We start from the raw sequence: 20969 nt of genomic DNA on the forward strand, positions 1-20969 counted from the left end.
CATCCATTATTCAGGGAGTGTAAATGATGAAGAAGATTTTAGTAGCAGATGACGATGTGAATATTCGAACATTATTAAAACATGTACTAACAAGGGAAGGATATCAGGTGATGGAGGCCAGTGATGGCCGAGATGCGATACATAAATTGCAGGACAGTATTGCGGATTTAGCGGTCGTAGATGTAATGATGCCACATGTAGATGGGTTAGAGCTATGTCAGCATATTAGAGAAACGTATGATATACCGATCATTTTATTGACAGCACGCCAGCAGCTGAGTGATAAAGAGCAAGGTTATTTGCGGGGGACGGATGATTATGTAACGAAGCCTTTTGAGCCTGAAGAGTTGCTATTTCGGATCAAAGCTTTATTCCGCCGCTATTCCATTGCTTCAGATGATCGGATTCGATTAAATTCTCTAGTTATTGATCGCAAAAATTATGAAATAACCGATGGTGATGAGGTTCTGCTGCTGCCGGTAAAAGAGTTTGAGCTTCTGGCTCAATTGGCACAATATCCAGGCAGGTTATATACACGTAGTGAGTTAATTGAACTGGTATGGGGCATGGATTATGAAGGTGATGAGCGAACAGTCGATGTACATATCAAACGTTTGCGTCAGCGCTTCGTAGATTATCAGGAAGATTTTGTGATCCGAACAGTTCGAGGTATTGGCTATAAATTGGAGATGGTTAACGTATGAGATCCTTGTATGTCCGGATGTGTATTGTCTTCTGTTCAGTAATTGTGGTGAGTAGCCTTCTTGGATTTTTGGTGTCTAATATTTACTATCAAGCCCAGATTAAATCTCAGAACGATGCCAAACTTACCGGAATGGCAATAGAAGTTCAACAATTCGCAGAATCACATCCGGAGACGATGGAGGATTATCTGCGGAGTATAGCCAAGCTGGGTTATAAAATCTATTTAACAGATGCTGAAGGGGAATCAAGATTCTACGGTAAGCCCTTTAGAAAAGAAGATTTGGATGAGCAGCAACTACAAAAGGTTCTGAATGGGCAAATTTATCATGGGGTTGCTGAGTTTCCGGACAGTGCATTTATTACCGGCTTTTTTGATAATCAACTGCGCAATTCAATTGGTGTTCCTGTAAAAGTAAACAATGAGACGTATGCTTTGTTTATGCGGCCGGATGCTGAAGTACAGTTCGGGGAGCTGCGCGTTTTTTTTGCTGTGATCATTGGGTTCACCGTGTTGTTTAGCTTAGGATTTGTAATGATTAGCGTACTGCATGTGGTCAGACCTATTACACGTTTGACGACGGCCACTAAACGGATCTCAAAAGGCAGATACGATATCAAATTGAATACGTGGCGGCGTGATGAGATTGGTCAGCTAGCTTCCCATTTTATGATTATGAGCCGGGAGCTGGAACGAACAAATCGGGCACGTCAGGAATTTGTCGCTAATGTATCGCATGAAATTGAGTCGCCATTAACATCTATTCAGGGATTTGCCCAAGCTTTAAAAGATTCTACCTTACCTGAGGATGAACGGTTACAGTATCTCAATATTATTGACCAAGAAAGCCATCGTCTTTCATTGCTTAGCAAACAGCTGCTTACCTTGTCTTCACTTGATTATGATCCTAATTCCATACAGAAAAAGTCGACAGACTTGCGTGCACAACTAAGACAGGTCGTACAAATCATGGAATGGAGATTAACGGAGAAACAACTGGCCGTGCGTTTGAATCTTGCTGACATCAGCGTTCTAGGTGATTCAAATCTATTGTTCCAGGTATGGATGAACCTGCTCTCCAACGCCATAAAATACACACCTGCTGAAGGTTCCATTATGATTTCCGCGAAGCTAGTGGAACAGAACTGTATTGTTTCTGTGTCGGATACTGGTGAAGGCATTTCAGCCGAGGAGTTACCGTTAATCTTTGATCGTTTCTATAAAGTAGATCGAGCACGAACGCATGAAACACATAGCAGCGGACTTGGACTTGCGATTTCTCAAAAAATCGTAGAAGCGCATAACGGAACCATTGAAGTAACCAGTACTTTGGGTGAAGGGACTACCTTTACAGTTACACTTCCGCTTTTGTAATTCATTATTCATACTCCGTTCATTTTCATCTTCTAAACTGTGACTATACAGATTAGAAGGAGTGGTAATATGTTTTTAGCCTTAAGGGAAATGCGACATTCTAAAGCCAGATACCTATTAATTATGGTTATCATGTTATTGGTTTCCTTTCTTGTACTTTTCGTCACGGGACTAGCCAGAGGATTAGCGTATGCAAATATCTCTGCAGTAGAGAACATGCCGGCGAATTATTTTGTAGTACAAGGTGATGCGGATCAGACCTTTAGACGTTCTCAGTTAACAGATACGGAGCTCCAGAATGTACGTTCAGTAGTTGGAGACAATAATGCGTCTTCACTTGCAATGCAGATGAGCACTGTCACTGCTAATGATGCAGACGTTAAAGCAGATATTACTTTTTTTGCAGTAGATATGAATGGGTTATTAGCCCCTAAAGTAGCTGAAGGTGACAAGATTACTAATGAGACAAACGGTAAAGTCCTTGTTGATCGTGACCTCGAACAGTCAGGAATCAAACTTGGCAGTATTATTCGTGATCAGGCAACCGGGATGGAATTTACTGTTGCAGGTTTTGTTGAGGATAGCTCATACAGCCATACCCCAGTAGTTATATCAACAATCAGGATTGGCAAGCTATGAAGCAGGGGGTTAACCAAGGAGAAGAAACCTCTTCGTCGGTACCGTTTAATGTGATTGCCCTGAATGCGAATGCTGATCAAGTAGATAAGATTTCAACGAATGTAAAAGATGTAGAGGTCATTACGCAAAAAGTAGCTATATCCAATATTCCGGGCTACTCGGCAGAGCAGGGTTCACTGCTAATGATGATTGTTTTCCTGTTTGTGATCGCAGCGTTTGTTCTGGCGGTATTCTTCTATGTCATTACGATTCAGAAAACAAGTCAGTTTGGTATTCTGAAGGCGATGGGTACTAAAATGTCTTACTTGGCTTGGAGCGTGGTAGGGCAGGTCATGATTTTAGCTATATCAAGTCTTTGCATTAGCTTACTGCTTACCTTTGGGATGAATAAGGTCCTGCCAGATTCGATGCCATTCCAACTAGAGCCTTCCACCATTCTTTTAACCAGCTGTTTATTCGTTGGGATGTCTCTTTTAGGATCACTAATTTCTGTCGCTAAAGTGGCAAAAGTAGATGCATTAGAAGCTATTGGGAGGGCTGGAGCATGAGTGCAAAACTAATTATGAAGCAAGTAACCAAAAACTACGGTGATGGCGACACAACGGTGTCTGTGCTGAACAATTTGAATCTGATCGTTAATGAAGGGGAATTCGTTGCTGTCCTTGGACCTTCGGGAACAGGGAAAAGTACATTCCTTTCAGCGGCTGGTGCGCTTCTAACACCTACTAGCGGTGAGATTTTTATAGATGGAGAATCACTTACAGATAAAAGTAAAAGTGAGCTGACAGAGCTCCGTTTAGAGAAGATAGGCTTTATGTTCCAAAGCGCTCAACTATTGCCTTATTTGAAGGTAGAGGAGCAACTCCTTTTTGTAGCTAAGCAGGGGAAAATGAGTGCTAAGGAAGCGAAGGAACGGGCTGCCGATTTGATGAAACGATTGGATATCTGGAAACGGCGTAATCACTATCCGGAGCAGCTATCCGGTGGGGAGAAGCAGCGTGTAGCTATCGCTAGAGCATGGATGAATAAACCAGCGATTCTCTTTGCAGATGAACCGACAGCCAGTCTGGACTTCAAACGCGGAAGAGAAGTTGTACGCATGATCGCTGATGAGGTGAAGAGTGAGGGGAAAGCAGCGGTAATGGTCACTCATGATGAACGGATGCTCGAATGGTGTGACCGCGTTCTGCATCTGGAAGACGGGCATTTGGTTGAACATCAAGTATAATTTCATAGTGTGGAAGAAAAAAAGCTACTTGTCTTTTCTAAAGACAAGTAGCTTTTTTATAAAGACATCGGTAGCTAAGGAAGAAGAACATTCTTGATGTCGGATGATCGAGAATTGCCTTTCCAGATGATGTTGCCTGATTGGCAGCTCCTTGATCTCACCACTTTCCAGTTCCTTCCGTACAATCCATCTGGAGAGCATGGCGATTCCGAGACCGGAGGCCACAGCTTCTTTAACACCTTGAGAGCTGTTGAAGACATAGGATCTTTTAACAGAAATATCTTCCTCCTGTAGGAAATGATCGCTGAAAGCTCGTGTGCCCGAGCCATGCTCGCGAAGCACCCAAACCTGATCCTGCAACATGCTCTGCTCCACAGAAATCGCTTTTGACAGAGGGTGGGTAGCAGGGGCGACCATAATCATCTCGTCTTTCATATAAGGAGTGACGTTGAGATCATTCTCATGGACCTCGCCTTCAATAAACCCTATGTCCAGTTCGTTGGATTTAACGCCTCCAATAATCTCCTCAGTATTGCCTATCGTCACTTGCAGCTTGACCTGCGGATATTGATTGGCAAAATCAGCAAGTCTTGCCGGCAAAATATATTCACCAATAGTAAAACTAGCGCCGATATGTATACTCCCAGTGACTTCGTCCTGAAGCATATGGATTTCCTGACTTGCTTCATCGAAATGAGCCAATATTTGTTTGGCGTGTTTATAAAGAATACTACCGGCTTCTGTTAATCTAACCTGTTTAGAAGAACGATGCAGGAGTTTAGCACCGAGCTCATTCTCAAGATTCCGGATATGCAGACTGACACCGGGTTGAGATAAATTCAGCGCTTCTCCTGCTTTGGAAAAATGACTCAGTTCAGCTACAGTAACGAATACGCGTAATGGATCTACAATCATTTTAATCCCTCATTAGATTAGTCTATACTCCCGAATAAGCCAAGAATCCACCGTCAACGGGGACGGTAACTCCGGTCACAAAGCTGGACATTGCTTCATCTGCTAACCAGAGTAGTGTGCCAAGCAGATCCTCCGGCTGTCCAAAGCGGCGCATTGGAGTATGAGAGATGATTTTTTGGGAACGGTCTGTAAGCTCGCCATCTTCACGAACCAACAGCTTCTCATTTTGTTTAGTAAGGAAAAAGCCAGGGGCAATGGCATTCACACGTATACCAGACTCAGCGAAATGAACGGAGAGCCACTGGGTGAGATTATTAATTCCTGCTTTGGCAGCGCTGTAGGCAGGTACTTTGGTCATTGGAGAAGGTGCGCTCATGGATGAAATATTAATAACAGATGTGCCCGTTCTGCCGAGCATCTGCTTGGCAAAAACTTGGGTTGGGATCAATGTTCCAATCAGATTAAGGTCCATCACGTTGCGAAATCCATCTACACTAAGGTCAAAAAAAGTGAATATGTCCGGGTTCTCCAGGTCATCATTTTTGAAAATCTCTTGGGTCGTATTTGCTGAGGAATCATTTCCGCCAGCACCGTTAATTAATAGATCGCAAGGACCCCAGTGATTCTTAACAGCTTCTGCGGCTTTCATAACACTCTGTTGATCTGTAACATCACAGGAGAGTGAAATTGCTTGACCGCCTGCGGCAGTAATTTCAGCGGCAACCAAATCTCCCTTAGCTGCGGTACGATTTAGAATCGCGACTTTAGCTCCTTGTCGACCTAACTCTAGCGCCATAACCCGGCATAATACACCGGCTCCTCCGGTAATCACAGCGATTTTTCCTTCTAATGTTGGATGCAAAGTTAATTCTAGCATAACCATTGAGCCTCCCTAAAAGTCCTGAGTGTGATTAAAGTTCCTTATCAAGTACGAACTAAACCCTGTTTGGATTGCCCATCGTTCACAGGTTTCTACAAGCTGTCTGCCAATTCCTTCTCCGCGGCAAGTCTGATCAACAACAAGACCTCCGATTTCAACAAATGAAGGAGATTCAAGCAAAATTCGAACGGTCGCATGTATCCATCCTACCAATCGGTGATCTGATTCAGCTACATATACAGCATGATCTCTATGGGTTCCGATTTCTTGTAGTCGTTCTCCTAATTGTTCCAACACATAGATCCGGACATTCCCTAATAAATTTACTTAGTGCTGTTACGATAGGCAGAAGGGGAGATTCCTATTGTCTTTTTGAAATATTTAGAGAAATGGGCTAATTCCATACTTACTTGCTCCGCGATATCTGAAATGCTGAAATTGCTATAAGAAAGCTGTCTTTTAGCATGCTCCATTCTTTTCAATTGTACATAATGCATGGGGGGAACCCCTATAAATTTCTTGAAGTAGGGGATGAAATAGTTCGGATGTAAGTGGACAATTTCTGCTAACTCTTCTATTTCTATGGGTTTATCCAGCCGCTCATCAATATATTGAAGAACATAGGCGAGCTTTCCTTGATCCCCCGTATGTATAAATTCTTGCATAAAGTCTGTTTTGATATTCTCGTTCGATTCAAGGCAAGTAGCAATTAGATTGAGGACGTTCGCCTGAGTACGCAGAATGGACAATACATCATCTTTTTGAAACTGTTCGATCATTTCTGTGAAAATAACCCGTACGGAATCTGGGTCGGGCGCATCACAGATAAACAGTTTGTTTGCCGAATGGAATAAGGGCCACTCCCCAATATCAGCATCAAAATGGCAGAAATAGCGTGTATAGGGATCATTCATTGACGTTTCTGTAGTTTGAGTGCTTCCTGCGGGCATGATCATTAGCTGACCTGCTCTCGGATAATAAGTAACACCGTTAATGATAACTTTTCCCTCACCGCGGTCAATAAAATACAGCCGATTAAATGTTGGGGTTTCCAGCGTACGATTCCACCCGCTATATCCGCTTCTAAGTTGGGCATGGGTCACTTTTACGGTAAGATTCTGGAGGAATCTGCCGGTAAGGTTACCTGGATTATTCATCATCTAGCTCCTCTATGACTTGATTATCCTTATTATAACGAATTTATTTAACTAAATCATCTTATTATTATGCAAATAATGCTTAGTTTCGATCATGTTCATGTCTATTAATTAAGTATATTCTCATAACATAACCTCAAATAGGGAAGTGATCTGATTGAATAAAGTACGGTATGGCATTATTGGAATTGGGAATATGGGGAGTGCACATGCACAAAGTCTGTTGAATCATATTAAAGATGCTGAGCTTGCAGCTGTATGTGATGTAAGGGAAGAACGTTTGAAATGGGCAGAAGAGCATTTACCGGAAAGTGTACAGAAATTTGCAACACCCCAAGAGTTATATGAGTCTCATCTCATAGATGCAGTATTAATCTGTACTCCACATTATGATCATCCAACTTTAGCTATCGAGGCTTTTCAATATGGTTATCATGTATTGGTAGAGAAACCGGCTGGGGTCTATACCAAAGCTGTTAAGCAGATGAACGAAGCTGCAGCAAAGTCTGATCGCAAATTCGGAATCATGTATAACCAGCGGACGAATCCTTTATATCAAAAGCTTAGGGATCTCATAAAGTCTGGTGAACTAGGCGAAATCCGCCGCACAAATTGGATCATCACCAACTGGTACAGATCACAAAGTTACTATAATTCCGGTGGTTGGCGGGCTACATGGGCAGGCGAAGGTGGTGGGGTGCTGCTGAATCAAGATCCTCATCAACTAGATTTATGGCAGTGGACGACAGGTATGATGCCTAAGCGGATCAGAGCATTTTGTCATTTTGGTAAATACCGCAATATTGAGGTTGAAGATGATGTAACCGCTTATGTGGAATATGAAAATGGTGCGACAGGGCTTTTTATCACCACAACAGGTGAAGCACCGGGAACTAACCGTTTCGAAATTACTGGTGATCATGGAAAAATCGTAGTGGAAGACGGGAAGCTAACCTTTTGGCGTCTACGCTCGCCGGAGCCGCAATTCAATGCAGAGTTTACGGGAGGATTCGGCAGCCCAGAGTGTTGGAAATGTGAGATTCCTGTAGAAGAAGGTGGCGGTGAACAGCATAAAGGAATTTTGCGGAACTTTACGAATGCCATTCTACACGATGAGAAATTGTTAGCTCCGGGTGAGGAAGGTATTCACGGTCTAACGTTATCTAATGGAATGTATTTATCGGCTTGGACCGACGATTGGGTGGAGTTACCGATTGATGAAGATTTATTTTATGAGAAGCTCATGGAAAAGGTAGAGAATTCTAACTTCAACAAAGAAACCACAGTCGCCCAAACCTTTGATGTTAAGGGAACTCATTAAATTCTAATCAGAGAGGAAAGATCCTATGAATCGTTCAACCATTGCTGCTCAAATGTACACATTACGTGATTTTACTAAAACTGCGGAGGATTTAAGATCCACTTTTCAAAAGGTCTCTGCTATGGGTTATGAAGCTATTCAGATTTCAGGCATCGGGCCAATCGATCCGAAACTCGTAAAAGAGTATGCGGATGAATCAGGTCTGGCAATATGTGCAACCCATGTGTCATGGGATCGCCTAACGAACGATTTGGATGCTTTAGCCGCTGAACATAAGCTGTGGAACTGCAAAAATATTGGACTAGGAAGTTTACCGGAAAAATTCCGTACGGGACAAGATGGTTACCGTGAATTCGCAAAGCTGATGTCGGACATTGCAGTTACTTTAAAAGATCAACATGATCTGCAATTTGTTTATCATAATCACGATTTTGAATTTGAACGCTTTGATGGAATGACTGGCATGGAAATTCTGCTCACCGAGTCTGATCCTGCCGTTGGTTTTGAGTTGGACTTATATTGGGTTCAAGCAGGCGGAGGGAGTCCGGCTGAATGGGTACGCAAAGTTGCAGGCAGAATGCAGGTAGTGCATTTAAAAGATATGGCGATTGTTAATAGAAAACAGATCTTTGCTGAAATCGGTGAAGGGAATATGAACTATAAAGAAATTATCAATGTTTGTCGCGAAACAGGTGTTGAATGGTTCGTAGTGGAGCAGGATGTTTGCCGTCGTGATCCTTTTGAAAGCTTGGAGATCAGTCTTCGTTATCTTCTTAATACGTTATAGAATGGAGTAATACTGATTAGGAGGGGTTTTATGAATCGGATAAATGGGATGACCTATGCACCAACATATGAATCCAAACCAGTAGTGAAGCCGGGTGAATTCATCATTGCCGCTATTGCCCTAGATCACGGTCATATTTACGGGATGTGTAACGGACTGGTTGAAGCAGGGGCAGAGCTGAAATGGGTATATGATCCGGATGAGGAAAAGGTCAGAAATTTTATTAGTAAATATCCCGGTGTCAAAGCTGCTGGATCTGTGGAAGAAGTTCTGGAAGATCCCGAAGTGCGATTAATAGCAGCGGCAGCAATTCCATCTGAACGCGGACCTTTAGGCAATCGAGTAATGGCTCACGGGAAGGACTATTTTACGGATAAAGCACCCTTTACAACCCTGGAACAGCTTGAATCCGCTAGAGCAGTGGCAGCAGCAACTAATAAGAAATATATGGTCTACTACAGTGAACGCCTTCACGTTGAAAGCGCTATCTATGCCGGGCGGCTGATTCAGCAAGGAGCTATCGGCCGTGTCCTGCAAGTCATTGGATTAGGGCCACATCGTCTAAATGCTCCTAACCGGCCGGAATGGTTTTTCCAAAGGGAGAAATATGGTGGGATTTTGTGTGACATAGGCAGTCATCAAATAGAACAATTTTTGTATTATGCAGATTGTCAGGATGCTTCGGTTATTCATAGTAAAGTGGCCAATTACAACCATCCGACTTATCCCGAATTAGAGGATTTTGGTGATGCTACTCTTGTAGGTGACAATGGGGCAACACAATATTTTCGCGTGGATTGGTTTACGCCTGATGGGCTGGGCACATGGGGAGACGGGCGCACGATGATTATGGGTACTGAAGGATATATTGAACTGCGTAAATATACTGATATGGGTCGTTCAAATACACCGGATCATGTGTACTGGGTCAATGGGGAAGGGGAACATTATGAGCATGTAGCTGGGAAGGTTGGTTTTCCTTTCTTTGGTGAGCTAATCCTTGACTGTCTGAATCGGACAGAGCTGGCGATGACACAGAGCCATGTGTTCAAAGCTGCCGAGCTATGTCTGAAGGCTCAAGAACAAGCGATCAATCTAACCCCGGCAATACTCAGATAACGATTGAATGATGAACGGAGGGTAATATAGATGAAAGAACTTGGAGCAGCCATTATTGGATGCGGAGCCATTTTCCCTCTACATGCAAAAACATTAACAGGCATCGATGGTGTGAGCCTACTTGCAGTTGCAGATATTGATGCTGACAAAGCATTACATGCGGCTAAAGAATATGACTGCCAAGCTACTAATGATTATAGAGAAATTTTAAAGGATGACCGTATTCATGTTGTACATCTCTGTACGCCTCATTATTTACATGCAGAAATGGCTACGGAGTTGTTACAAGCAGGAAAACATGTCCTTACCGAAAAGCCTATGGCGGCAGATCTTCCTTCAGCCAGACGAATACTTGAAGCCGCACAGCAAAGCACAGGTCAGCTTGGTGTGGTGTTTCAGAACCGTTATAATGATGCCTCCATATATATTAAGCAGGTCATTGATTCAGGAATATATGGGAAGCTGCTCTGCATGAAAGGAATCGTGACCTGGCACCGCAGCGAAAGTTATTATAGCGATAGTGACTGGAGAGGACGCTGGTCTACGGAAGGTGGAGGTCTGCTAATTAACCAAACCATTCATACACTGGATTTACTTCAGTGGTTTGGTGGAGAGGTGGCATCGGTGAAAGGCAGTATTACCACGGATGTGCTAAATGGGGTCATAGAGGTAGAAGATACCGCCCATGCCTGCATCGATTTCACTAGTAATGTCAGAGGGCTCTTTTATGGTACAAATACCTATCTGGAGAATTCTCCAGTGGAGCTGGAGCTAGTTTTTGAAGAAGGTACTATCAACCTCCGCAGAGATCATTTATATCTTTGGAAGGATGGAAAGGAAACCTTGCTGTGTGAGCCTAGATTTAGTGCTACGGAAGGTAAATCCTATTGGGGTACCGGGCATAAGAGACTGATTGAGGACTTCTATGAGCATGTCGCCAGGGGTCAAAAGTTTTGGTTGGATGGTGCTGAAGGGATAAAAGCGTTGGAGTTGGTGGCGGGGATTTATAGTTCATCGCAAAAGGCTGAATAAATAATAAATAAGCTGTATCAAAAGTAGATTACTCTACGAATGATACAGCTTATTGTATTTTTAATGTGAATCACTTATTCTCAATCCTCATAAATCAACGGAACTCTAAATATTCTATAACCTACCTTTTTAGCTTGTCCATGGGGTTGATTTATGTAATTATGTTCTTGGGTAAGTAATTCGTAGATTTACAATAAATATAAAATGATGATTAACGGCAGGTAGGAGGGGTTAGGAATGAGTGTTACATGGAAAAGAAGGATTCTGATCAATGATCCTATTTCACTAGATCCAGTTCAGATTCAGCAAGACTTGTACAGCGGCAACCAAGTGATTGTTCAGTTCTCTGATCCATCGACCTATGGCTCGATTCTGGATGAAGTAAATGAGCTTTGCGCGCGTTTTGATGAAAATTTTGGAGTGCGTTTTTATGGCCATTATTCTGTATCCTTTGATTGTGAGACACTCCTGCAGATTCCAAATGTTAAAATGCTGCTGCTGAATTGTCTTCGCCAGGCACATAACACGAACGTATTGGCTAAGCTGAATAACCTGTATAGTCTGAGCGTGGGTATTTATGAGCTTGAGAATTCGGAGATTCTGAGTATAGATACGTTGCGGTCTTTAAGCATTTTAAATATTAGTTCGGAGAAAAAGACGCTTAATCTGGAATACCTAAAAGAATTCTCTCGTCTAGAACAGTTGCATGTAATAGGAAAGGTTAAAAACCTTGATGCTATTGGAGATCTGGAGGATCTTACCTATCTCGCGCTGCACTCCATCAGCAACAAACCCTTACATTTTATTAATCGGCTAAAGAAATTGAAAGAACTTCGCATTTTACTTGGAGGCAGGGAACATATTCAGGACATCGAAGAGAATGAGATCGAGAGCCTGGAAATTTGTAGAGTCCGTGGCTTTCATGATCTGAGTAATATTTCGGTTTTTCGTGCGTTAAAAAAGCTTGTGATTGAAGATCAAATCCAGCTACGTGAGATTAACTTTGATCAGCAGATGAAGGCATTGGAAGAGCTAACGATTATGAATTGTAAAACATTGGCTCATTTGACGGGAATGGAGCAATTACCTTTTCTGCACAAGCTTCGTATTTTCAAAACGGCGATCGATTTTGATTCATTTATAGAACAAGAGCTTCCAATTGGCTTAACTACATTAGAGTTTGCAACTTTTAAAAGAAAAGTAGATCAGGAAATTCAAAAAACAATAGTAGGGTTGGGATATCAAAACGGAATTGTCTACAATGAGAACAGGGGATGATACAGCTTTTTTTATTCCATAAATCTTGAGGACTTATTTCTATCTTTTTTACAAGCTTTTAAATATTTTATTTTTTTCATATAATAGTAGATATTAAATTTATAAATAATTGTAATACACCATGATAAGGTTATAATTGATACAGAAAAGGTGTGACGCCTAAGAAGGAGCGCCCACATCCTTTCTGCAAAATTCAGGGGATAAGGATGGTAATAATGGGCAAAAGTGCAACTGATACAGACGTCATTTTAATTGGTGCCGGAATCATGAGTGCGACTTTAGGAACACTTTTGAAGGAATTAGTACCGGAATGGAAAATTAAAGTATTTGAAAAGCTTGAAAAAGCAGGGGAAGAAAGCTCTAATGAATGGAATAATGCAGGAACCGGGCATGCGGCGCTCTGTGAGCTTAATTATACTGTTGAAAAGCCAGACGGATCTATAGATATTAGCAAAGCTATTCAGATTAATGAACAGTTTCAGCTTTCGATGCAGTTTTGGTCTTATCTTGTAAATCGTAAGCTGATACATACTCCCCAGGACTTTATTATGCCGTTACCTCATATGAGTTTGGTGCAAGGGGAGAAGGATATAGCTTTTTTAAAGAAAAGATTTGAAGCGCTCTCAAAAAATCCTTTATTCCAAGGGATGGAATTTTCCGCTGACTCTAAAAAACTGATGGAATGGATTCCGCTTATTATACAAAATCGTCCAGCGAACGAATCCATTGCGGCTACAAAAATTGACTCTGGAACGGATGTTAACTTTGGTGCTTTAACGCGTATCTTATTTGAGCATTTAAAGAGTAAAAACGTCGATCTTCACTACAAACATAGTGTCAATAGTATGAAGCGCAATAGTGCTGGCTTATGGGATCTAAAAATCAGAAATGCCAGCGGTAACATTGAACAACATACAGCGAAATTTGTGTTTATTGGTGGCGGGGGAGGAAGCCTGCACTTACTGCAGAAATCCGGTATTCCTGAAGGGAAACATATTGGTGGATTCCCAGTAAGCGGTATTTTTATGGTGTGTAATAATCCGGAAGTTATTGCGCAGCATCATGCCAAAGTATACGGCAAAGCTAAAGTTGGAGCCCCTCCAATGTCCGTACCGCACTTAGACACAAGATTTATCGACAATAAAAAATCACTGTTATTTGGGCCATTTGCCGGCTTCTCACCTAAATTCTTAAAAACGGGCTCAATGTTTGATTTAATAACTTCTGTAAAACCGGATAACCTCATAACAATGCTGTCGGCAGGTGCTAAAAACATGTCATTAACAAAATACCTGATCGAACAAGTGCTGTTATCGAAAGAAAAACGTCTGGAAGAACTGAAAGAGTTTATCCCCAATGCCAAAATTGAAGATTGGGATCTTGTTGTAGCTGGTCAGCGTGTGCAAGTTATCAAAGATACAGAAGCTGGCAAAGGCACACTTCAATTTGGTACCGAGGTTATTAGTGCCGCTGATGGTTCGGTCGCAGCACTGTTAGGGGCTTCCCCTGGAGCTTCTACGGCTGTTCACGTGATGCTTGAAGTGCTTAACAAATGTTTCCCTCAATATATAAAAGAATGGGAACCCAAAATAAAAGAAATGATTCCTTCTTATGGCTTGTCACTTATGGATAATCCCGTGCTTCTGCAGAAAATTCACACTACAACAGCAGCTGCACTGGGTTTAGGTGGAAAAGAACATGTTTTTAATCAAAAGGTGTTTTAGTAATAAAAGGGCTGCCGAGAGGCAGCTTTTTTTTCTGCTCAAACCTGAACTATTGACACAAAAGTGTATTACACGTATAGTACATAAATAAGATGTATGAACCACTTAGTACACACACTTAGTATATGGAGTTGGTTGTATGACAGAAGAACAGAAATCAGGCGTCAGCTTTAATATTCGTGAGCCGGTATATATTCAAGTTGTGCGTCATTTCAAGGAACAGATCGCCACAGGGCAAATCGGAGCGGGAGACAAAATTCCTTCACGGCGTGAACTTGCATCAGTAATGAAGATTAATGCGAACACGGCGCAGAAGGCATATAAGGAAATGGAGGAACAGGGTTTGATCGTAACAGAAGGGAATTCCCCGAGCCGAATTACACAGGATCAGCAAATACTTAACTCGATTCGAGCTGAATTAATCGAAAGTGCAGTGGATATATTCATCAGCTCCATTCAGAATATTCAAATTCCAGTTGAAGAACTGGTAGAGATCATAAAGACAAAATATACATCCGAGCGAAAGTTATCTCCAGAGGATGGTGACACAAGATGATCCAAGTGAATCAGATGGTGAAGAATTATGGATTCAAGAAGGTACTTAATGGCGTTAGCTTCACTGCTGCCAAAGGAGAGATTACCTGCCTGATCGGAATCAATGGTGCCGGGAAGTCAACGGTGCTGAAGTCCATCATGGGACTGACACCATACAAAGGTGAAGTCTTAATCGATAATGTATCACTAACACCTGTGATGTATGAGAAAATCACTTTTATTCCAGATTCGTTAACGATGCCCTCCAATATGCGAATTGCTGATTGCTTGATCTTTATGGCTGACTTTTATCGGAATTGGAACGCTGAACGTGCAAAGGAATTGCTTAAGTTCTTCCAACTGAGCTCTTCGGATCGCGTATCCTCATTGTCGAAGGGGATGGCTGCGAAGGTAAATTTGTTGCTGGGACTAGCCTTGGATTGTGATTACATCCTAATGGACGAACCGTTCTCGGGGATTGATATGTTCAGCCGCGAGCAAATTACTGATGTGTTCACGAGTGAATTGATCGAGGACCGTGGTGTGATTATTACAACTCATGAAATTAACGATATTGAGCATTTAATTGATAAAGCGGTCTTGCTACAGCACGGGAAGGTAGAGCGTGAATTCTACTGTGAAGAAGTTCGCGAGCAGGAAGGTAAGTCCATTACGGACGTAATGAGAGAGGTGTACATGAAATGAGAGCTTTTGTGAAGCTATTGAATTTTGAAATGAACCGATTTGCCAAAATATATATTGGACTCATGGTGCTGACAGTTGCCTTGCAGCTTGCAGCAGTCACCATCGGTGCTAATCATTGGCTGGATTCTGCGAATGAGGCAATGAGAGTGAATCAATGGACGCTTGAGCAATATCACAATGTGACTGGATATATTCAGCTAAACAGTATGATGTATGCTCGCTATAATGGACTTCTATATTTCGGACCCATATTCTTGAGCATAACAGTGTTACTAATATATAGCTGCTTCATCTGGTACCGTGACTGGAGAGGTAAAAATACGATAGTATATCGCCTGCTCACCTTGCCATCCAATCGGGCGAATTTGTATTTTGCCAAGCTGGTTACGATCTTGCTATTCGCATTTGGACTTGTTGCCCTGCAAATTGTGCTTGTGCCACTGGAGCGTTTGATAGCACAGTCGATTCTTCCTGCTGAACTATATCGGAACATCTCGGTATTTGATTATTTGAAGTATCCTACTGTGCTTAGAGTACTGGTTCCGCCCTACTTTTCTGAGTTTGTTCTATATTATGGACTGGGCATTACGGGCTTGATCGTCTTGTTCACAGCGATTCTAATGGAGCGGAGCTACAGACTGAAAGGGATCGGCTTTATCGTATTATACTTAGCGGTTCTAGCTGGATTAGCCTCAATACCCTATCTTATGGGTTATAGCAGATACGATAGCTACTTCTATCCCGGAGAAATCTTAGGTGCTTGTCTCGGATTAATAGTGATTATTGCTGGAGGTTCGCTTTGGTACAGCTTGTATCTATTGCGTAAGAAAATATCGGTATAATTGAAGGGGAATGGAGGTTAAGGAATGAGAAAATATATGGTTACCGCCGTTCTTGTAGTGTTCGCGGTTGTTACAATCGGGACGTATTATGTACAGGCTTCACAAGAGACACCACCTAATTATAAGCTGACGATGGTTCAAGGGGATGCTTCTCTCGTTGAAGATATAGCTTTATACGGAAATTATCTGACTAAGGATAGTGTTTTTGGCATCAAACGAGCTAATATCACTACAAATGGTACAGATTATCCAGATGAAAAGTTAACGATCAGCCAAAGCTTAAACCGAAGACCAGTGAACACACAATTGGATAAATGGAGGGAACAGCATCGTCAGTTCATGCGTGGAAAGAAGAACTTAGCTGGGTTTTATGAAAATCAGGATATGCTTGCTTACGTGAATTGGACCGTAGATAAGCAGCAATCCAATGATCCTTCAGCAAAGAAAAATGCTAAGCTCAGTATTTCTGTGCTTAACAAGCAGAAGAACAATACGCTGGAAATCACATCCGATATCAATGTAGATCATGATGTTTCAGATATGTATGTACAAAATGTACAGCTTGTTGATCAAGAGCTTGTTGCAATGGTGTTTTTGAATCACAGCGCCAAAGGTTATGTATCTGAACCGCAGATTATCCGTGTTAATCTAACAACAAAGGAGATTACAAATGAGCCGCTCGTGTTACCAGGAGCTAAATCTGAAGCAGCAAATGGGGATAATCAATTCGTTAGGTTAGCCAATCAAAATCTGGATCACACGGATCAATGGATTTTAACGGTTAGTAAAGATAATCATAAAAAGGCATATCAAGTAGATGTTGCAACAGGACAAATCTCGCCGCTCGCGTTCCAAGGGCATGAAATGTTATTGAATAATATTATGAATGCGTATGGGCAGAAAATTTATTTCCTGCAAAAAGCTGTATCGGGTAAGGAGAATATAGGATTTACTGTTATTTCTTACGATCTCGTGAGTAAAGAATATGAGACTACTTTGAAGAATACAAATATAGATTTAAGTGAAAACATTACCTATGATTTTAAACAAAACTATCTCTATATTGTGGGTTATAAGAATTTCAAAGGTAATCGTCTATATGTATTCAATTTGACAAGCGGTAACCTTGAATACGAAGGAAAAGTAGTATCAACGGAGGCTGCAAATCAGGCTGAAGATGAAACTAACATGGATTTGAATTTTATCGATCTCGGTCAGTATTAGAATTACTTGTAGAATAGAAAAATAGAGATAAAGAGATATGAAAAGGTACCAAGGCCGAGCTAATGACTTCTAATAGTCAATTAGCTCGGCCTTTTAGTCGAAAATTATAAAACAGCCAATAATAACTGTATTTCGATTAAAATATATTGTAAAACGATAAATAATGTGATAAATTCAATTCACAATAAATCTGTGAGGTGTGTTTTTTATGGAAAGAGGATCAACACTTTTTTTAAGGGCAGCGGTTATTCTTATAGGTATCCCGGTGCTTGCTTTGTGCATATTTGTGGTGCCGGAGATAGCGAGTTTCGCAGCAGAACTGTATCCGGATTATAGTTTATTGAAATATCTCCTTGCCATTGATTTGTATGCCTCGGCGATACCTTTTTACTTTGCACTGTATCAAGCTTTTAAACTGTTAGGCTATATTGACAAGAACAATGCTTTCTCGGAAATGTCTGTACAGGTTTTAAAGAAAATAAAATATTGTGCAATCATCATCAGTTGCTTGTATGTAGTTGGTATGCCACTCTTTTACCTCATGGCGGAGAAAGATGATGCCCCCGGGATTATAGTCATCGGTTTGATTATCATTTTTGCCTCCATGGTGATTGCCGTTTTTGCTGCAGTTCTACAAAAGCTTTTAAAAGAAGCTATTGATATAAAATCAGAAAATGACTTAACTGTCTGAGGTGAAAACAATGGCGATTATAATTAATATCGATGTGATGCTGGCTAAAAGAAAAATGAGTGTTACTGAGCTTTCGGAGAGAGTTGGAATAACAATGGCTAACCTTTCTATATTGAAAAATGGAAAAGCAAAAGCGGTGCGATTATCAACGTTAGAGGCAATTTGTAAGGCTTTGGAATGTCAGCCTGGAGATTTATTAGAATACAAAAATGATGAGGAAACATAAGAATGAAGTCAATAACACAATTGCTGCATTTCGGATATCATCAGGCGATGAGTTGCATATTTCCTATTGCGATTTTTGGGACTTTAGCTCTTTCTAACATAATAGAAATGCCTTTTCTTTACCGTTATGATGCCATTCTTCTAATACTGCTTACAGTGCAGTACCTCATGTACCGTACTGGATTAGAAACACTGGATGAAATAAAAGTAATCTGTGTGTTCCACGTTATTGGTTTATTGCTGGAAATCTATAAGGTAAAGATGGGTTCATGGGCATACCCAGAGCCAGGGTTTACGAAGGTGTTTGGTGTACCCCTCTATAGTGGATTTATGTATGCAAGTGTCGCAAGCTTTATGTGCCAGATATGGCGAAGATTGAAAATGGATATGACCGGTTGGCCGGGGCTTGCTTCAGCGGGATTGTTGGGAGGAGCCATCTATTTAAATTTTTTCACACATCATTTCATTCCTGATTTTCGTTGGTGGCTGACAGCGCTTGTGGTTGTTGTCTTCTGGAAAACATGGATCATTTATAGGGTACGGACGGTTACCTATCGAATGCCCTTGACACTGGCCTTTTTTATTGTAGGATTTTTTATCTGGTTAGCTGAAAATATCGCTACATTTTTTAATGCATGGAAATATCCTGATCAATATCAAACGTGGCAACTGGTTAGTTTCAGTAAGATCAGTTCGTGGTTCCTTCTAGTGATCATTAGCGTCATTATAGTTGCCCAGCTTAAACATGTTAAGGCTAGCCGTAATCCGATAAATTCATAATTGAGCTGAGTTCGGACAATACGGTTGATTTGACGATCAAATCATTCGTTTGTTACAATGACGGCATCAATTAGGAAAAGGATGAGGACGATGGTTCGTCGTTTGAAAAGGTTTAAGAATGTCGCTACTGCATCAAGCTTCTAAGTATAAATGAATTACATTACTTAGAAGCGAGGGAAAGAAAATGAAACAACATCAGTTCAGCCACTGGTCTGAAATTAAGTATTTAAAGGATATTGTCACCAACCCAATGATTGAGGTAGGAGAGTACTCTTACTACTCTGGTTATTACGATAATCTTGATTTTGAAGATGGGTGTGTTAGATACCTTTGGGGTGATGAACAATCAAGAAAGTTGTTTAATCCCAGTGAAGATTATGGTTGGCATTTAGATAAATTGATTATAGGAAATTATGTTTGTATTGCTAGTGGTGTAATTATTCTCATGGGTGGGAATCACAATCATCATCCTGAATGGATCACCGTGTATCCTTTTGTAGATCAGATTGCAAACTCTTACGAATCCAAAGGGGATACAATCATTGCAAGTGATGCCTGGATTGGGATGAATGCAATGATTATGCCCGGTGTGAAAATAGGCGAAGGTGCTATTGTTGCGGCAGGATCAGTTGTTGTAAAGGATGTCCCACCGTATACGATAGTGGGCGGCAATCCTGCTAAAGTGATCAAGCAACGGTTTACAGATCAAGAAATCGAAAAGTTAAAGGAAATGTGCTGGTTCGATTGGAAACGCGAGAAAATTGAACAAGCCACGTCTATCTTTTCAAGCTCATCTATTGATCAATTATATGACTTTTACCTTAAAGAAATAAAAAAATAACAAAATCAGAACAGGCTGCCGGTATATTCTGCAGCCTGTTCTTTTATCTGACAGGGTAGTTTAACAATAATCGTTTTTTACCAGATTAATCCTAATTAGTATGTTAATATAGGAATGGACTCATTTAATAAGTTAGGAGGAAATTATATTATGGCCTTACCTTTACAAATCCGTCGAATGACACAAAACGATATTGCTATTATACATACGGGGTTATCTGAGCATGACGTAAGCCAACCTCTTGATTATGTCCAGCGTTGTTGGCAAGAAAATCAAAATGAAAAGCGAGTTACAATTTTAGCTTTTTGTGAAAATGAGTTTGTTGGATGGGGACATGTGGTATACAGGTCGGAATATCCTTATTTTGCAGAGAATAATATACCTGAAATTCAAAACTTTGACGTCATCCCGCCATTTAGGAAACGTGGGGTAGGAAGTGTATTAATTGAAGCTCTTGAAAAAGATGCTTTTACTATATCTAATACTATTGGTATTGGATTTGGATTATACGCTGACTATGGAACCGCACAACGGATGTATATAAAGCGTGGTTTTATCCCTGATGGGCGGGGAATCATGTACGATAATAAGCCTGTTGAGCCTGGGGCACATGTTTGTGTGGACGATGATCTCTGCCTTTATCTAATAAAAACTATTGAGCAATAAAAGCAGCTCTTGTACGGGGGAGATAGATTCTGAAGTATATCGAATTTGGTCTTGGCAATACATGGCTTATTAGAACTGAAACGGAGTTAGAGGATGGAACGGAATATGAAGAAAAAGGCATAGTGAAACCGGTAAAGTTCCGCTCGTTATATTTTAGAGTTTGGATTGGCAAAACCGTAATCATTCTAGACTTAAGACAAGGCTTGAAAATAAGTAAGAAGAGTCGTAAAACGTTGAAGATTATTTTTGGTATAACAAGTCTTTAGGTTAAGTATGACAAGGTTGCCGTCTAAATGAACAAATG

Annotated in this window: 25 protein-coding genes; 21 read left to right on the top strand and 4 right to left on the bottom strand. The window is 41.0% G+C overall.

Annotated elements, in window-relative coordinates; all coding sequences use genetic code 11:
- Window positions 1-26 precede the first annotated feature (26 nt).
- From NYE72_RS14250 to NYE72_RS14270, 5 genes are all read left to right on the top strand, one after another.
- On the top strand, window positions 27-704 hold the full coding sequence (locus NYE72_RS14250) for a response regulator transcription factor (protein ID WP_036678199.1): 678 nt from the start codon (window positions 27-29) through the stop codon (window positions 702-704).
- Window positions 701-2077 carry a HAMP domain-containing sensor histidine kinase gene (locus NYE72_RS14255; RefSeq protein ID WP_076099326.1) on the top strand — a complete coding sequence of 459 codons (1377 nt, stop codon included), beginning with the start codon at window positions 701-703 and terminating at the stop codon, window positions 2075-2077. Before NYE72_RS14250 ends, NYE72_RS14255 begins: the two co-directional genes overlap by 4 nt.
- 69 nt (window positions 2078-2146) lie before the next feature.
- A complete protein-coding gene (locus NYE72_RS14260; protein WP_339211956.1) occupies window positions 2147-2716 on the top strand; it encodes an ABC transporter permease in 570 nt (189 codons plus the stop codon).
- Window positions 2713-3264, top strand: coding sequence for an ABC transporter permease (locus NYE72_RS14265; RefSeq protein WP_339211957.1), 552 nt, complete (start codon window positions 2713-2715; stop codon window positions 3262-3264). Before NYE72_RS14260 ends, NYE72_RS14265 begins: the two co-directional genes overlap by 4 nt.
- Complete coding sequence (locus NYE72_RS14270; RefSeq protein WP_036678191.1) at window positions 3261-3944, top strand: ABC transporter ATP-binding protein; 684 nt, start codon at window positions 3261-3263, stop codon at window positions 3942-3944. The genes NYE72_RS14265 and NYE72_RS14270 overlap by 4 nt, the downstream gene beginning before the upstream one ends.
- A 24-nt stretch (window positions 3945-3968) precedes the next feature.
- Here NYE72_RS14270 and NYE72_RS14275 read toward each other — a convergent pair whose 3' ends face one another.
- The 4 genes from NYE72_RS14275 to NYE72_RS14290 are packed head-to-tail and all read right to left on the bottom strand — an operon-like array spanning window position 3969 to window position 6899.
- Window positions 3969-4859, bottom strand: a complete 891-nt coding sequence (locus NYE72_RS14275; protein ID WP_036678189.1) for a LysR family transcriptional regulator — start codon at window positions 4857-4859, stop codon at window positions 3969-3971.
- Between the two features lie 22 nt (window positions 4860-4881).
- Window positions 4882-5736 (bottom strand): SDR family oxidoreductase, encoded by an 855-nt coding sequence (locus tag NYE72_RS14280; protein WP_076099325.1) that lies wholly within the window; start codon window positions 5734-5736, stop codon window positions 4882-4884.
- Between the two features lie 15 nt (window positions 5737-5751).
- On the bottom strand, window positions 5752-6033 hold the full coding sequence (locus NYE72_RS14285; protein ID WP_339211958.1) for a GNAT family N-acetyltransferase: 282 nt from the start codon (window positions 6031-6033) through the stop codon (window positions 5752-5754).
- A 29-nt stretch (window positions 6034-6062) separates the two neighbouring features.
- Window positions 6063-6899, bottom strand: a complete 837-nt coding sequence (locus NYE72_RS14290) for an AraC family transcriptional regulator (protein ID WP_305953517.1) — start codon at window positions 6897-6899, stop codon at window positions 6063-6065.
- 154 nt (window positions 6900-7053) lie between these two features.
- Between NYE72_RS14290 and NYE72_RS14295 the strand changes: the two genes are divergently transcribed.
- From NYE72_RS14295 to NYE72_RS14370, 16 genes are all read left to right on the top strand, one after another.
- The gene (locus tag NYE72_RS14295) at window positions 7054-8217 is read left to right on the top strand and encodes a Gfo/Idh/MocA family oxidoreductase (protein WP_339211959.1); all 1164 of its coding nucleotides are present in this window, start codon (window positions 7054-7056) and stop codon (window positions 8215-8217) included.
- Window positions 8218-8242: 25 nt separating this feature from the next.
- A complete protein-coding gene (locus NYE72_RS14300; protein WP_339211960.1) occupies window positions 8243-9004 on the top strand; it encodes a sugar phosphate isomerase/epimerase in 762 nt (253 codons plus the stop codon).
- Between the two features lie 30 nt (window positions 9005-9034).
- Complete coding sequence (locus tag NYE72_RS14305; RefSeq protein ID WP_339211962.1) at window positions 9035-10123, top strand: Gfo/Idh/MocA family oxidoreductase; 1089 nt, start codon at window positions 9035-9037, stop codon at window positions 10121-10123.
- Between the two features lie 30 nt (window positions 10124-10153).
- Window positions 10154-11155 carry a Gfo/Idh/MocA family oxidoreductase gene (locus NYE72_RS14310; protein WP_038570769.1) on the top strand — a complete coding sequence of 334 codons (1002 nt, stop codon included), beginning with the start codon at window positions 10154-10156 and terminating at the stop codon, window positions 11153-11155.
- A gap of 237 nt (window positions 11156-11392) precedes the next feature.
- Window positions 11393-12433, top strand: coding sequence for a hypothetical protein (locus NYE72_RS14315; protein ID WP_038570772.1), 1041 nt, complete (start codon window positions 11393-11395; stop codon window positions 12431-12433).
- A gap of 215 nt (window positions 12434-12648) precedes the next feature.
- Window positions 12649-14157: a malate:quinone oxidoreductase gene (locus tag NYE72_RS14320; RefSeq protein ID WP_339211963.1), complete on the top strand. Its 1509-nt coding sequence runs from the start codon at window positions 12649-12651 to the stop codon at window positions 14155-14157.
- Between the two features lie 139 nt (window positions 14158-14296).
- A complete protein-coding gene (locus NYE72_RS14325) occupies window positions 14297-14713 on the top strand; it encodes a GntR family transcriptional regulator (RefSeq protein ID WP_076105609.1) in 417 nt (138 codons plus the stop codon).
- Window positions 14710-15396 carry an ABC transporter ATP-binding protein gene (locus NYE72_RS14330; protein WP_036678167.1) on the top strand — a complete coding sequence of 229 codons (687 nt, stop codon included), beginning with the start codon at window positions 14710-14712 and terminating at the stop codon, window positions 15394-15396. Before NYE72_RS14325 ends, NYE72_RS14330 begins: the two co-directional genes overlap by 4 nt.
- A complete protein-coding gene (locus NYE72_RS14335) occupies window positions 15393-16238 on the top strand; it encodes a hypothetical protein (RefSeq protein ID WP_038570781.1) in 846 nt (281 codons plus the stop codon). Before NYE72_RS14330 ends, NYE72_RS14335 begins: the two co-directional genes overlap by 4 nt.
- A gap of 24 nt (window positions 16239-16262) precedes the next feature.
- Window positions 16263-17462, top strand: coding sequence for a hypothetical protein (locus NYE72_RS14340; protein WP_339211964.1), 1200 nt, complete (start codon window positions 16263-16265; stop codon window positions 17460-17462).
- A 208-nt stretch (window positions 17463-17670) separates the two neighbouring features.
- A complete protein-coding gene (locus NYE72_RS14345) occupies window positions 17671-18153 on the top strand; it encodes a DUF2975 domain-containing protein (protein WP_036678158.1) in 483 nt (160 codons plus the stop codon).
- A gap of 10 nt (window positions 18154-18163) precedes the next feature.
- Window positions 18164-18379 (top strand): helix-turn-helix transcriptional regulator, encoded by a 216-nt coding sequence (locus NYE72_RS14350; protein ID WP_076129351.1) that lies wholly within the window; start codon window positions 18164-18166, stop codon window positions 18377-18379.
- Between the two features lie 2 nt (window positions 18380-18381).
- A complete protein-coding gene (locus NYE72_RS14355) occupies window positions 18382-19158 on the top strand; it encodes a DUF817 domain-containing protein (protein WP_038570784.1) in 777 nt (258 codons plus the stop codon).
- 184 nt (window positions 19159-19342) lie between these two features.
- Window positions 19343-19999 carry a CatB-related O-acetyltransferase gene (locus NYE72_RS14360; protein ID WP_038570785.1) on the top strand — a complete coding sequence of 219 codons (657 nt, stop codon included), beginning with the start codon at window positions 19343-19345 and terminating at the stop codon, window positions 19997-19999.
- A 150-nt stretch (window positions 20000-20149) separates the two neighbouring features.
- Window positions 20150-20665, top strand: coding sequence for a GNAT family N-acetyltransferase (locus NYE72_RS14365; RefSeq protein WP_036678147.1), 516 nt, complete (start codon window positions 20150-20152; stop codon window positions 20663-20665).
- A gap of 29 nt (window positions 20666-20694) precedes the next feature.
- Window positions 20695-20931, top strand: coding sequence for a DUF3977 family protein (locus NYE72_RS14370; RefSeq protein WP_076141673.1), 237 nt, complete (start codon window positions 20695-20697; stop codon window positions 20929-20931).
- Window positions 20932-20969: the final 38 nt, after the last annotated feature.

The sequence above is a fragment of the Paenibacillus sp. FSL L8-0333 genome, from assembly GCF_037965665.1.
GTDB classification, from domain to species: domain Bacteria; phylum Bacillota; class Bacilli; order Paenibacillales; family Paenibacillaceae; genus Paenibacillus_AQ; species Paenibacillus_AQ odorifer.